Source organism: Trichothermofontia sp. (genome assembly GCF_053493415.1).
The window spans coordinates 1-13,617 of sequence record NZ_JBRCAD010000224.1; the positions used below are offsets into that span (position 1 = coordinate 1).

Below are 13,617 nucleotides of genomic sequence, written 5' to 3' on the forward strand. Positions count from 1 at the left end.
GGTATGGGTGGCGTCAGGGAGGGGCAACACTAGGCTGGGTAAGGGCTAGGGGCAGGGCGTGACTGTACTGGCTCAGCACACTTTCTGATAGCCTGCTAATGGCTCATTCCTGTCATGCTGCCTCACAGTCGCGCAGCCGTAGCCCCAGCCGCCAGGGCGAATTCAGACGTTAATTGCAGAGGTAAACTGATGGCACTCACTCCGGATACGCGTAATGGTCGTCTCCTGGGCACCAATGGTGACGATAACGAGACCCTATCCCCGGATCAGTTGAATCCCTATCCTAGGGGGGTCTGGCTCCTGGGCGGGAATGATACCCTGCGGGGAGCGGGCAGCAGCGAGTTGATGTTTGGGAATCAGGGAGCCGATCGCCTCTTTGGCGGTGATGGCAACGATCGTATCCTCGGCGGCAAGGATAATGATTTGATCGCTGGCGACGGGGGGAACGATATTCTGCGCGGTGACCTTGGCAATGACAGCCTGGAGGGGGGACCGGGTAGCGATACGTTGCGGGGTGGCAAGGGCAATGACAGCCTCTTTGGCGGTGGGGGTAACGATATCCTCGTGGGCGACGATGGCGTCGATACCCTCAACGGCGGGCTAGGCAACGATACCCTGGTGATTCTCGATCGCAAGGCTAGCTTTGATCTGGATCAGGTCGATCGCTTCTTTTTTACACCGGGTGAAGATGTGTTTGCCCTGACGGGTGAGGTGAAGTACCCAGACCTACGGTTTGAGGGTGGGTTTAACTTTGGTGGGGGCAGCGCCACGGATACGGTGATTCGCGATTTTGATGGCAGTGCTTTGGCGATCGTGTTTGATATCCGGCCCAATGACTTTATCGCCGCAGACTTCATCAATATCTCGGATGAGGTTCTCAATTCCCTGGGACGCTTTACGATTTAGAAGACCAGCGAGGGAAACCAGGAAGGAGCGCCGCGTGTTAACCAGATGGAGACGGATAGGATTTGGCATGGGGCTGGCGGTATTAATGGGGTTGCTCAGTTGGCTGGGGGGGTTTGGGGATGGGTTGATGGCCCCCGCTCTAGCGGCTGATTATCCCCAGGGGGCTGCGGTGGCGGTGGCCCAGTTCGCTGAGTTAACCGATACGGACGGGGAACGTCTCTTTCGCCAAGCGTTTAAAGCCCTGCAAGCGGGCGACTTAGCCAGTGCCGATCGTTATTTCAGTGAGGCGATCGCCCAATTCCCTGATCATCCAGCAGCGTGGAGCAATCGCGGCAATATCCGGATTGCCCAAAATCAACTAGAAGCGGCGATTACCGACTATAACCGGGCGATTGAGCTAGCCCCCGATCTGCCCGATGCCTACCTCAATCGGGGGATTGCCCTAGCGGGGTTGGGCCAATGGCAGGCGGCGATCGCTAACTATAACCAGGTCCTGAGCCTGAATCCTCAGGATGCCGATGCCTACAATAATCGCGGGAATGCCTACGCGGGTCTAGGGGACTGGTCAGCCGCGATCGCGGACTACCAACAGGCGATCGCGCTCAAGGCTACCGATATTACGGCCCAAACTAATTACGCCTTAGCCCTATACCAAACCGATCGGGCTGGCGAGGCCCTGCAAACCCTGCGGCGGCTCGTGCGCAAATATCCCAACTTCGCGGATGCTCGTGCGGCGCTCACTGCCGTGCTGTGGGCACAAGGGCAACAGGGAGAAGCGGAAAGTAACTGGGTGGCGGTGGTAGGGCTTGATCCGCGCTACCAAGATTGGCAATGGGTGCGATCGATCCGGCGGTGGCCGCCGGCAATGGTTGCGGCGCTAAAGCAGTTTTTGCAGTTAAGGGAGGAACGGTGAGAGGAGAGAGGAGAGAGGGTTTTGGCGGTAGGGGCGGGTTGCACCCAACGTGTTCGGAGCAACGGCTTGTCCTGATAAACCCGCCCTGAAACATGGCGGTAGGGGCGGGTTGTACCCAACGTGTTCGGAGCAACGGATCGTTCTGATAAACCCGCCCTGAAAAATTTTTGATTTTTGATTTTTGAATTAGGGATGTCGGGATAGGCGATCGCGAAAAGCCTGAATCGCCCGGTCATAGCGATCGCCCGCCACCCAGGCAAAATCATTATGTCCTGCCCCCTCCACCCAGAGGGCTTGCTTGGGATCTGGGGCAGCGGCAAAGAGGGCCTGGCCATGCCAGAAGGGGATCACCTCATCCTGGGTCCCGTGCATGATCAGGAGCGGGGCGGTGACGTGTCGCAAACGTGCCCGGTTTGGAAATTTATCAAAGGGCAGAATGGGGATGGGGACCGCCACCCGAAAGATCGACACAAAGGTGCTTTCCAGGATGACGCCTCCCAAAGGGTAACGACTGGCTAGGAACAGGGTCGGGCCGCCCCCCACCGATCGCCCATAGGCAATAATCTGGCCGGGGGGAATCTGGGCAACCTGGGTCAGGTAATCATAGGCGGCAACGATCGCCTGTTCGGCATTGCCAACGGTGGGCCGACCGGGGCTAAGGCCATAGCCGGGATAATCATAGGCAAAGACAGCAAATCCTAACTGGTGCAGGCGATCGAAGACCGGTTGTTGCTGGCCGAGGTCTTCGGCATTACCGTGGCTGTAGAGAATCGTATAGGTAGCACCGGGCTGGGGCAAATAACGGGCGGCTAGGTGGGTGTCGTTGGGCATGGGGACCCACACCAGTTGGCCCTCATCGCCATAGGTGGCGGGCGGCGGTAGGAAAATTTGGCGATCGGTGAACAACCACGCCCATAGACACAGGGCACCATAGATGAGCAGCCCCGAACTCAGAAGCCGCTGCCAGGAGAAGTCACCAATGAGGAGTTGTTTCCACATGGCTTAGCCCCTCTCCGTCTCAATGGTGATCACCTTTGTGCGCGTTGTGCTGCCCTGGTGAATCGCGATCTGGGATTTAGCAACCTGAAAGTAATCGGCCAAAACTTGAATCAGTTCTTGATTGGCTTTCCCCGCGATCGGGGGAGATTTGAGATGAACAGTGAGACTTCCATCGGCTTGCGCCGTCACCTGTTGCCGCTTGGCACTCGGTTTAACCTTAACCTGTTTCTTCATGGTGCCGGGGTGTGTTTGACCGGAATCTCGATCGTAAAGCTGGTTCCTTCCCCAGGGGTTGAGTCACAGTAAATCCAGCCCCGGTGCTTTTCGACAATGATTTGGTAACTGATCGACAGGCCCAAGCCAGTTCCCTGCCCCACGGGTTTGGTGGTAAAAAATGGATCAAAAATGCGTTCGCGCACCGACTCTGGTATGCCAACTCCGTTATCCTGAATGGTAATTTTAACGACCTCGCAGGTTGGCATGGCCGCTGCTACCCCCAGCTTGGTGGTGATCTTAATCCAACGGGGATCGGGACGATCGGCCACGGCATCGATCGCATTACTCAAGAGATTCATTAACACCTGATTAATCTGGCTGGCATGACACTCCACCTTGGGCAGCTCGCCATAGTCTTTCTGGAGCTGAATTCCCCCCAGGCCCCCTTGGGTTTGAGTTGGCCTTGCAAAATTAACAGCGTACTATCGATGCCATCGTGCAGATCAACGGGTTTCAGCTCGGCCTCATCCAGCCGCGAAAAGTTGCGGAGCGATAAGACAATCTCGCGAATTCGCTCCGTCCCAATCTGCATGGAACTCAAGAGTTTGGAAAAGTCATCCAGCACAAATTCGAGATCGATCGCTTCGATATAGGCTTGTAGCTCTGGGGCGGGGGTTGGGTAGTGGTGCTGATAGGCCTGAATCAGTTGTTGTAGAGCATGGAAATAGCTGTTGGCATGGGTTAGGTTGCCATTGATGAAGTTAATGGGGTTATTGATCTCGTGGGCAATACCGGCCACGAGGTGCCCCAGGCTTGACATTTTCTCGCTTTGAATGAGTTGCAACTGGGTTTTTCGTAAATTCTCCAGGGTTTCCGTTAATTGTTGGGCGTGGGTTTGGGCTGCCGTTGCTGCCGCACGGGTTTGGGCATGGAGTTCGACCTGATCCATTGCAATCGCCAGTTGGGTGGTAATTGCCTGAAGCAACCGCAATTCATCCGCCTGCCAATGGTGGGGATAGCTATGGCCACAGACGATCGCCCCCAGTTGCCCTGAGCGCGTTTCGATGGGGACCAGCAGTTGGGCTGTCATCCCCCAGGTTCGCAGTACTGCCTGAAGTCCCGGCTCTAGGGTCGTCGCCTGGGCCAGATCCGTTACCTGGAGTACCTGATACTGGGTCAGGTAGGGCCATAAACTCGCAATTTGGGCCGGGGAACACTCTCCCACCAAACTGGCCAATTCCTCATGCTTGTCCTCATGGGTAACCGCCAGGACCCCGTGGGGTGGGGGCGTATCGGCAGCATCCGTAGTCGTTGCCCAGCCCCAGAGGAAATAACAGCGATCGAGGTTAAACAATTGCCGCACCTCGCGAACGGCCACCGCTAAACTCGTATCAATGTCGAGGGGCGCATTGCGAATTTGCTGCGACAGCCGTAACAGTAGGTTCTCGCGTCGTGCCATCAGATCAACGAGGGTGGCAGAGGGTGCCGCTGTGATTGCTCCAGTGGGATGGGGCAAGCGATTACTAAACAGAGATGGCTTCGTACCAGCATCCGTGACGGCCATCGCGATCGCGGGTGTGGGTCTGGCATTGCCGACTTTGGGGCTAGTCATTGCTCGATCGCTCACTGAGGGGAATGTCACTGTTGCCATCTGTTTCTATAACAATGGCCAAATGTATCAGGACTATACGAAGACTAGGCAATAAAAGTGAAGAAACTGTAAAGACGCGGAGAAACCCCGATCGGGGCTGGTGGGGCTATGCCCGTGCCGTGGGCAGGCCCTGGTCTAGCGGCAGGCGCAACTTAATCCCCTCGGAAGGCTGACGCAAGGCAGCGGCAGGCTCAATCCTGGGGCGGCGGAATCTCGATGCCTTTAGCGCAGTGGGGATATCAATTCGTCTAGCATGGGGAAACATCTCTCGCCTGCCCTTATCGTTGCTCTATGCGTCAATCTCGTCTGCGTAAACTGGTTGAATACCTGCGGCCCCATTGGTTCCGCACGAGTTTGGGGATCGGATCGCTGCTGCTAGTGAATGCGATCGGCGTTTACATTCCCCTGCTGATTCGCGACGCGATCGACCAATTGCAGGCTGATTTTCGCTTTAGCCGTGTGGGGTTTTATGTGGGCGTTATCCTGGTGTTGGCCTCGGTGATGTGGTGCATTCGTATGGTTTCGCGCGTGGCGATTTTTGGGGTGGGGCGGCAGGTAGAATTTGACCTGAAACAGCGCATCTTTGAACATTTACTCACCCTGGAACCGGCTTATTTCCCACAAAATGCGATCGGGGATCTCATCAATCGTGCGACCAGTGATGTCGATAATATTCGGCGTTTGCTGGGGTTTGCTGTCCTGAGTTTAGCCAATATCGTTTTTGCCTATGGCATGACCTTGCCGCTCATGTTGCTGATCGATGGGCGTTTGACCTTATTGGCGATCGCAGTTTACCCACTGATGCTCATCCTGGTACAACTCTTCAGCCATCGCTTGCGGGATGAACAGCAGGCCGTGCAGGAAGAACTTTCAGACCTGAGTACCTTGATCCAGGAAGATGTCAGCGGCATTAGTGTGATTAAAATCTATGCCCAGGAGGAGAACGAACGGCAAGCCTTTAGGACACAAAACCAAGCCCTTCTGAAGGCCAATTTATCCCTCGCCCGCACCCGAAATATTTTATTTCCCCTCTTGGAAGGTTTAGCGAGTGTTAGCCTGTTGCTATTGCTCTGGTTAGGCACAACGATTATTAGCCCCGCAACCCCTGTTGCTCCTGGTAAAATTAGCGTGGGGGATTTTGTGGCGATGCTGCTCTATGTGGAACGACTGGCCTTCCCCACTGCCCTACTGGGCTTTACGATTACGGTCTACCAACGAGGAGAAGTGAGCATTGATCGCATTGAGTCGATCCTGACGGTTGAACCCCAAATTCGCGATACGCCCACCGCGATTGCCCTGCCCCTTGAGCAGGTTCGCGGCGAGTTACGCGCCCAACATTTAACGTACCGCTATCCCGGCAGTGCGCAGCCAATCTTAAACGACCTGAGCTTTACGATTCAAGCGGGGGAAACCGTGGCGATCGTGGGGCCGATCGGTTCTGGTAAATCGACCCTTGCTAATGCTTTCCCCCGTTTGTTGGAGATTGCGCCTAACCAGTTATTTCTGGATGGCTACGATATCACCCAACTTCGGTTGTCAGACCTGCGACGGGCGATCGCCTATGTGCCGCAGGAAAGTTTTTTGTTTAGTGCGACGGTGAAAGATAATATTTGCTATGGCGCACCGAATGCCGAACAATTGGACATTGAATATGCGGCGAAGCAGGCCCAAATCCATGCCGAAATTTTGAATTTTCCAAAACAATATGAAACCTTGGTGGGAGAACGGGGGATTACCCTATCCGGCGGACAACGCCAGCGGACGGCCCTCGCCCGTGCCTTGTTAGTGGATGCGCCGATTTTGATCCTGGATGATGCCCTGTCGAGTGTGGATAATCAGACGGCAACCGAAATTCTGCGTAACCTTTCCACTGGGACCGATCGCAAAACGGTGATCTTTATTTCCCATCAACTGTCGGCGGCAGCAATGGCCGATCGTATTTTTGTCATGGATGAGGGGAAAATTGTGCAAATTGGGACCCATGCTGAATTATACGATCGGCCTGGTTTATACCGTTCACTCTGGGATCGGCAAAAGCTAGAAGCATTATTAACCTGATGCGGGGGTCAGAAAATGGGCCGACCGGGTCAAAGGGGGACCTAAAGGAGAGGCAATGCCAAAGTGGCTATCGATCGTGGGGATTGGCGAGGATGGACTCGCGGGGGTTAGCCCCGTGGGGCGATCGCTCTTGGCTCAGGCCAGCGTGATCGTGGGGGGCGATCGCCATCTGGCCCTGTTACCCCCCGACGATCAGCGGGAAAAACTCCGCTGGACGGCCCCGATCGCCGACTCCGTACAGCACATCCTTCAGCGTCGGGGGCAGGCCGTGTGTGTATTGGCCAGTGGCGATCCCATGTGCTACGGCATTGGGGTGACCCTGAGCCGCCAGATTCCCGTGGCCGAAATGACGATTGTTCCTGCTCCCTCTGCCTTTAGCCTTGCCTGTGCCCGTCTGGGCTGGTCACTGACTGAGGTTGAGACCCTCAGTCTCTGCGGACGCGATCCGGCCCTCTTAAATGCTGTGCTTTACCCCGGTGCCAGAATCCTGCTTCTCAGCGCCGACAGAACCACACCTGCTATCGTCGCTCAATGCCTGACCCGCCAAGGTTACGGCGACAGTCAACTCACGGTTCTGGAACGCCTGGGTGGCCCTTATGAACGCATCACCGCAGGCACCGCTGCCACCTGGACAACGCCTGAGCTTGCCGATCTCAATACGATCGCCCTGACGCTAACCGCCGCGCCCGCTGCCCCAGGTCCGCTGTCCTACCCTCCCCACACCCCTGGCCTCCCTGATACGGCTTACTACCACGATGGCCAACTCACCAAACAAGAAGTTCGCGCCGTTACGCTAGCTGCCCTTGCGCCCTTACCGGGACAACTGCTGTGGGATGTGGGGGCAGGCTGCGGCGCGATCGCGATTGAATGGCTGCGCAGCGATCGTCGGTGCCGCGCGATCGCCATTGAGCAGCACCCTACCCGTTTGCAATATATTGCCGATAATGCTAGTGCTTTAGGGGTTCCCCATCTCCACGTTGTGGCTGGCGAAGCCCCAGGTGCCCTCCAAGGCCTACCCGAACCCGATGCCATTTTTATTGGGGGTGGACTGACCACACCTGATTTGCTAGAAACTTGCTGGCGATCGTTGCGGGCTGGTGGTCGCCTAGTGGCTAATGCCGTCACTGTTGAGAGTGAACAAGTGCTTTTTCAGGGGCGTGAGCGGTGGGGCGGCAACCTAACCCGGATTGCGATTCAGCGGGCAGAACCCGTCGGTAAATTTTGGGGCTGGAAGGCAATGGCACCAGTGACGCAATGGATTGTGGTGCAGGCAGGTTGCCCTCACGGAAGATGGCCATGAAGAAGTCTACCGCATGTCCATACCTGGTGAGGGACAGACAAGGGGCTGAAGCCTCTTGTTTATAAGGCTTGACAGGACTGCATTAAAGAGGGAACGGCTGTAGTACCCAAATGGGCAGGTCTCAGGCGGCTACCTTACCCTGAAGGCAGTTGCTAGGATCACTGGCTACTTGTCTCGCTGCCCCCAATCCTAGCCTAGGCAATGACTATCTAGCCTCTAGCTTATGTCATCCTCAAGTTAGCTCTCCAGTCTGAATAAGGCGCTTTTTCTGTGTGAGCGACGATGATGACTAAACCAATCAAGCAATCACCACCAATCGGCTACCGACTGTTGGGGCTGGCTTTGCCCGTGATGGCCCAATCCCAACTGCAAACGCTATTGGTATTGGTAGACCAGATGTTCTTGGGGCATTATGGCACCGAAGCATTGGCGGCGATGCGGTTGGTGCTTGCCTTGTTTTGGGTGGTGATGAGTCTGTTATCGACCTTTACCGTTGGCGCAGTTGCTTTGGTGGGACGAGCGATCGGGGCGCAGGACACTGTTTTAGCCGTGCTGACCGCGCGAGTCAGTCTGGGGCTGGCCCTAGGGGGAGGCAGTATCGCGACCCTGGTGAGTGGGGTGAGTCTGGCGGGTATTGTCAATCTGTTTCCTGGGGTTGAGCCAGCCGTCCAAGCTGCTGCCTACCAGTATTTGCAGATCGTCGCACTTGTGTTGCCCATCCACTTATTGGCGATGACGCTCGCCGCCCTGATTCAAGCCGCAGGTAATACCCGCATCCCCTTTCTCGTGGCGCTCTTGGCGAATAGCGTCAACCTTGGCTTGGATTATGTGCTCATTTTTGGTCATCTGGGTTTGCCCCGTTTGGGAATGCGGGGGGCTGCGATCGGGAGTGCGGTGGCAATCGTGATCAATGCCAGTTTGCTGGGTTGGGTCCTCTGCCGTGGCGTGGGTATGCTGAAGTTATTGGCACCTATGGTTAAGCGAGCGGCGGCGCTAGGGAATTATCGTGCGGTGTTGCAACGCCTGGTCCGGCTATCGCTGCCAGTGCTGGGTGAGCGGCTAGTCCGGGGGGCGAGTTACTTAGGGTTTACCGCGATCATCACGGGGTTGGGGGCCGTGGCAATGGCGACCCATACGGCGGTCGTTGGGATTGAGGAGTTCAGCTATGTGGCCGCCGAGGGGGTGGGGGTGGCAGTGGCAGTTATCGTCGCGCAGCAATTGGGGGCGCAGGCTCCTGCGGTGGCCTTGCAGAGTGTATGGGTGGGGATGCTGGGGGCGATTAGCTTATTAGCGGGTATCGGCCTACTCTTTCTGATGGCGCCCACGGCTTTGTTGGGACTCTTTAGCACGGATACGCGTCTCTTGGCCTTGGGCGTACCGTGTCTGGCGATCGCGGCGATCGCCCAACCGTTTATGGCGGGGGCGATCATCCTGGAGGCGGCGTTACGGGGGGCCGGGGCGACGCGCTTAGCCCTGCTGATTACCCTCCTCGGTTGGTGTGTGGTGCGCTTACTGACGACGAGTCTCTTTGTATTTGTCTGGGACTGGGGCTTGTTGGGAGTTTGGTGGGGGTCTACCTGCGATTGGGTGGTACGTTTTGTGGTGTTAGTGATAATTGTCTATCGCACGCGTTGGTATCAAGTTTCTATCTGACGACAAGGCGCTTTAACTGAATCGGTGTGCGGCCCATTTCCGAATCGATTGCCATCGATCAAACATTCAGAACTTCATTGGAATACAGGAGCAAGAATTGTGAATATTACAACCCGCACCGGTTTAGTTGGCTTTTTCTTAGCACTTTCCACGCGCCAAGTTTCAGGAGCCGTCGCGGCAACCACCAGCCCCGACACCGACACACCTGTGTCTAGGTACCCCCCCAACTGGTGGGCGGAGGCGCTGATCCCGATCGATTGAGGAGTCGGAAATGCCCACGGCACAGAACTAGTGCTTAGTCAATTAATTATTGACGGGTAAATATCCCCTAGGATATCGATTTAATATAACATTTGTGGATTTGCAACCCGTCATTATTTTTTTGACTGAACACTAGAAAGGCTGGGATTGGCAAGGACAAGACCGCTATCGGCTTGGATGCGGTATCTGACCTTCATCGCCTTCCAGGGCGATCTCCTGGCCAAGCCTCTACCCCTGACTCACCGCTACTAGCAGAAAAAATGGACTTGCGATGGAATTGTTAGAGCACTTCGTTCTTGGTTTGGCCAGTTCATTAGCCCTGATTCTGGAAGGCATCTCAGTATTCTGCATTTTGGTCGGGCTAGTGACGACCCTACAACTCGCGGTCAAGCAGCGGTGGGGTCGCTATTTTCACAACTGGCGCATCGCCCGCGATCCAGAGATGTCCCTGGCCAAAGTCAGGCTCAATTTTGGCCTGTGGCTCTCGTTGGCCCTAGAGTTTCAGTTGGGGGCCGACATTGCCAATACGACCATTGCTCCGTCCTTAGAAGCCCTGGGCAGTCTGGCTCTACTAGCGGTGATTCGGACGTTTCTCAATGTGTTTTTGGCGCGGGAGTTAGAGGCGGAAAAGGCGGCTCTTTATCTCGCCCAACAACCCCCACCTAGCCCAGAGTTATTCTCCTAGTGTCTCAAATTAGTATCTAAAACCGTGCTACCTCTTCCCTCGCCACCCGATCCTAATCCCTATAACCTCGCCAACGAACTGGCTAAGGAGCGCACCCGCGCCGCTGCCGATCGCACGCTGATGGCCTGGATTCGCACGGCCTTGTCGTTGATTGGCTTTGGCTTTGGTATTCCCACGATTGTTAAAACGATCGAAGCGACCCGGTTGGGCGATCGCATCAGTTTCCATCCCTGGGCCAATGGCATTGGTTTGCTATTTATCAGCATTGGCATTTTTGCGATGGCTGCGGCGCTGAAGGAGCATCGCCAAATTGTGGCCCGCATCCAGAGCGATCGCTATGTGTACAGTAGCTCAAACACCGCCGAGTACGTGGGGATCGCCTTGCTGGCGGTGGGGGTGCTGAGTTTTCTCGGCATTTTCCTCAAAGCGCTAGGGCGTTAACCGCTCATTGCTCTAGGTCTGCTTTCTTCTGTTCCATGATGAACTTTTTCCCTTGCCGGGATGGTTGCTTAAGCATTCCGATTGAGAATGATGCGAGCGATCGCCGTATTGCCAGCGGTGGTGACGATCGCCCGTCGCTTCCAATTGGCCTAGACTGACTGGCCCGATCTGGTCGTTTGCGATCGGGCCACTGGCTCAGTTTTAGTTGCTGTACAACTGCCGGATTTCGTCGAGGGAGTTGGCCGTCAGTAAAGCTTCCTGGATGGCTTGCAGGGTTGCCACTGGCTCGATCGTGCGAATTTCCGGCAGCAGTTGTGAACCCGCCTCCCCAAACCGCAACTGAAGGGCGACAGCGATACCGGCAAGCAACCCATCGCGGAGGCCCTGCTGTTGTCCTTCCTGCCTTCCCTGCTGCAAACCCTCTTCCTTAGCCATGCGTTCGAGGCTGGTGACGTAAGGCATGTTGGTTTCCTCCTGATAGCTATAGATTTCTTGCCAGAAGCTTTTCTCTAAGTCTTGGGGCAGTTGGATTACCCAGTCGATGAACCGCAGGAGATTGATGACATCGGTACGCGCGAACCCTTTCTGGTAGAGTTGTTTGGCGAGAGTCAGTTTCCACCGCTGACGATCGCCCAGATCCTTGCGGGTCTCCTTAGCTTTGAGATGGGCCATGACGACGATCGCAAAGGGATTGATGGATTGCTCCAGCGCCGCCCAGTCCTGTCCATAGTCTAGCAGTTTGACGATCGGGAACCGGAAGTCGATCTGACAATTCCAGAGTTCACTATTGAACAAGTTGGGTCGCCAGTTGGGGTTGTCATCGCCCAGGACGGCGAGGCTGGCAACGGGAAGGTTGTAGCGGTCGCGCAGGCGATAGTTGTAGACAAACATCCGTTCCGAAAAGGCATCTTCATCCGTGTTTTGTAATTCCAGATGAATCAGGACCCAGGTTTGCTGGCCACTGTTGCGCCAGACCTTGACCAGTTTATCGGCAAGGCGACGACCCAGTTCCGCATCACGCACGATTTGTTGGAGTTCGTTATCCAGGAATTCGTAGCCTTTGGACCAGTCAATATCGGCATAGATAGAGGGGAAGAAAAAGGCAATAAAGTCGGTGAAATAGGTCTCTAGAATGTCCTTCCAGGGACCATCGTAATCGGTGCGGGTTTCGGTCATGAGGTATGGGTGGGTGTCTCCGAGTCTATTCTATCCTTGGTCTAATCGCTTGTACGAGCAAATCATCTTGAGCCGCTGCTGTTTCTCTTGGTACAATTTCGATTTGCTGAATCTGAAACCCAACTGCACTCATTTCTGACACAATTGCATCAGGCATGCCAATATAGCGAATAGCAATACCTTCTGGGTTGATTAGGCAGCGTGAAATTGGATCAAAATGATGATGTGTTGTCTGGTTGTCGTTAACTTCTCCACACATGGTCTGCACAAAAAAGCAGCCGCCTGGTTCGAGAATCCGATAGATATTGGCTAAACAACGCTGCCGATCGCTACCGATAATACAGTGTAAGCACAGCCCATCAATGACCAGTTGGAAGAACTGATCGGTATAGGCTGATAAATCAATAACATTCCCGATTGTGAAATTGACAGTTGTGGCTTGTTGGGTCGCTTTTTCAGTTGCCCAAGCAATGGCGGTTGGCGCAATGTCGATGCCATAGGCAGCAAATCCTTGTTGAGCCAGAAAGATGGCTAAATCGCCAGTGCCGCAACCGAGTTCAAGCAGGCGACTGCCTTGGGGAATAGCGAGGGTCTGAATCAGGTTGAGGATACGCGGGCGTAAGGTTTGGATATGATCTGCCTCGCTTGTCCAACCAAATCGTCCTTCCGCTTTGTACTTTTGGTAACCCCAGTCATGGCTCAAGTAATCTGTTTTCACAGTCATTGTTTGAGCTAATTGAGCGATTGCTAGCTCATTTTAATTGCAGCTTACCCCTGACTGGGGGCCGTGGGGGATGTTCGCAAGGTCATCGCTGTCTGAGAGAATGGGGGTATTGCTTGTGGTTGTTGCGATGGAATCTGTCCCTGCCCGCCTTGTTTTGGTTTGCCAGCAGCGTACTTGTCGCAAGCAGGGAGCGGTGAATGTGTTGGCGGCTTTGCAGCGGTATGTGTTGCCCGATGTGCAGATTCAGGCGAGTGCGTGTCTGGGGCAGTGTGGCAATGGGCCGATGGTGCGGGTGTTGCCGGAGGATATGTGGTATTGGCGAGTGCAGGTGGCAGAGGTGCCCGATATTGTTGTGCAGCATTTGCGGGGTGGACAGCCGGTCAAGGCAATGTTGTACCCCAAGTATCATGCGCGGTGCTCGATAGAAAATGATTGAATCACAAGCTCAACATGACGGGGATCACCGAAAAGGGGGAAATCCAGTCGGATACTGGTATCACCAAACATTGTCTTTTTCTCATATTGTTGGGTTGGGAAGGGGTCATGTCAGCACTACCGGCAGCACTACAGCGATTTTTACAGGAGGACCTGCGGTTGTCGGGGGCGGCGATCGCTTGGGGGCGGACGCTGAGGG

The 13,617-nt window shown here is 55.2% G+C and carries 15 protein-coding genes; 9 read left to right on the top strand and 6 right to left on the bottom strand.

The genetic code is table 11. The annotated features are described in order from the left end of the window. Positions 1 to 189 precede the first annotated feature (189 nt). Together ACWIUF_RS19780 and ACWIUF_RS19785 are read left to right on the top strand one after the other, a co-directional pair. On the top strand, positions 190 to 906 hold the full coding sequence (locus ACWIUF_RS19780) for a calcium-binding protein (RefSeq protein ID WP_448574252.1): 717 nt from the start codon (positions 190 to 192) through the stop codon (positions 904 to 906). Positions 907 to 973: 67 nt separating this feature from the next. Then, positions 974 to 1,819 (top strand): tetratricopeptide repeat protein, encoded by an 846-nt coding sequence (locus ACWIUF_RS19785; RefSeq protein ID WP_448574253.1) that lies wholly within the window; start codon positions 974 to 976, stop codon positions 1,817 to 1,819. 186 nt (positions 1,820 to 2,005) lie between these two features. Here ACWIUF_RS19785 and ACWIUF_RS19790 read toward each other — a convergent pair whose 3' ends face one another. From ACWIUF_RS19790 to ACWIUF_RS19805, 4 genes are read right to left on the bottom strand one after another with little or no spacing between them, the layout of a single operon-like run. Then, a complete protein-coding gene (locus ACWIUF_RS19790) occupies positions 2,006 to 2,818 on the bottom strand; it encodes an alpha/beta hydrolase (protein ID WP_448574254.1) in 813 nt (270 codons plus the stop codon). A gap of 3 nt (positions 2,819 to 2,821) precedes the next feature. Then, positions 2,822 to 3,052, bottom strand: coding sequence for a DUF167 domain-containing protein (locus ACWIUF_RS19795; RefSeq protein WP_448574255.1), 231 nt, complete (start codon positions 3,050 to 3,052; stop codon positions 2,822 to 2,824). Then, a complete protein-coding gene (locus ACWIUF_RS19800; RefSeq protein ID WP_448574256.1) occupies positions 3,049 to 3,429 on the bottom strand; it encodes a sensor histidine kinase in 381 nt (126 codons plus the stop codon). Before ACWIUF_RS19800 ends, ACWIUF_RS19795 begins: the two co-directional genes overlap by 4 nt. Further along, the gene (locus ACWIUF_RS19805; RefSeq protein ID WP_448574257.1) at positions 3,393 to 4,646 is read right to left on the bottom strand and encodes a sensor histidine kinase; all 1,254 of its coding nucleotides are present in this window, start codon (positions 4,644 to 4,646) and stop codon (positions 3,393 to 3,395) included. Before ACWIUF_RS19805 ends, ACWIUF_RS19800 begins: the two co-directional genes overlap by 37 nt. A 330-nt stretch (positions 4,647 to 4,976) precedes the next feature. Between ACWIUF_RS19805 and ACWIUF_RS19810 the strand changes: the two genes are divergently transcribed. The 6 genes from ACWIUF_RS19810 (at position 4,977) to ACWIUF_RS19835 (ending at position 11,083) form a co-directional block, all read left to right on the top strand. Beyond that, a complete protein-coding gene (locus ACWIUF_RS19810) occupies positions 4,977 to 6,743 on the top strand; it encodes an ABC transporter ATP-binding protein (protein ID WP_448574258.1) in 1,767 nt (588 codons plus the stop codon). A gap of 55 nt (positions 6,744 to 6,798) precedes the next feature. Then, positions 6,799 to 8,043, top strand: a complete 1,245-nt coding sequence (cbiE, locus tag ACWIUF_RS19815; protein ID WP_448574259.1) for a precorrin-6y C5,15-methyltransferase (decarboxylating) subunit CbiE — start codon at positions 6,799 to 6,801, stop codon at positions 8,041 to 8,043. A gap of 282 nt (positions 8,044 to 8,325) precedes the next feature. Continuing rightward, positions 8,326 to 9,696 carry an MATE family efflux transporter gene (locus ACWIUF_RS19820; protein WP_448574260.1) on the top strand — a complete coding sequence of 457 codons (1,371 nt, stop codon included), beginning with the start codon at positions 8,326 to 8,328 and terminating at the stop codon, positions 9,694 to 9,696. Positions 9,697 to 9,795: 99 nt separating this feature from the next. Next, positions 9,796 to 9,957 carry a hypothetical protein gene (locus ACWIUF_RS19825; protein WP_448574261.1) on the top strand — a complete coding sequence of 54 codons (162 nt, stop codon included), beginning with the start codon at positions 9,796 to 9,798 and terminating at the stop codon, positions 9,955 to 9,957. A gap of 271 nt (positions 9,958 to 10,228) precedes the next feature. Continuing rightward, complete coding sequence (locus ACWIUF_RS19830; RefSeq protein WP_448574262.1) at positions 10,229 to 10,642, top strand: DUF1622 domain-containing protein; 414 nt, start codon at positions 10,229 to 10,231, stop codon at positions 10,640 to 10,642. Between the two features lie 24 nt (positions 10,643 to 10,666). Further along, a complete protein-coding gene (locus tag ACWIUF_RS19835) occupies positions 10,667 to 11,083 on the top strand; it encodes a YidH family protein (RefSeq protein WP_448574263.1) in 417 nt (138 codons plus the stop codon). A 201-nt stretch (positions 11,084 to 11,284) separates the two neighbouring features. On the opposite strand, the gene ACWIUF_RS19840 is transcribed toward ACWIUF_RS19835, so the two are convergent. Further along, positions 11,285 to 12,259: a hypothetical protein gene (locus tag ACWIUF_RS19840; RefSeq protein WP_448574264.1), complete on the bottom strand. Its 975-nt coding sequence runs from the start codon at positions 12,257 to 12,259 to the stop codon at positions 11,285 to 11,287. A 25-nt stretch (positions 12,260 to 12,284) separates the two neighbouring features. Next, complete coding sequence (locus ACWIUF_RS19845; protein WP_448574266.1) at positions 12,285 to 12,983, bottom strand: class I SAM-dependent methyltransferase; 699 nt, start codon at positions 12,981 to 12,983, stop codon at positions 12,285 to 12,287. 127 nt (positions 12,984 to 13,110) lie between these two features. On the opposite strand from ACWIUF_RS19845, the gene ACWIUF_RS19850 reads away from it, so the two are divergent. Further along, positions 13,111 to 13,419: a (2Fe-2S) ferredoxin domain-containing protein gene (locus ACWIUF_RS19850; RefSeq protein ID WP_448574267.1), complete on the top strand. Its 309-nt coding sequence runs from the start codon at positions 13,111 to 13,113 to the stop codon at positions 13,417 to 13,419. Positions 13,420 to 13,617: the final 198 nt, after the last annotated feature.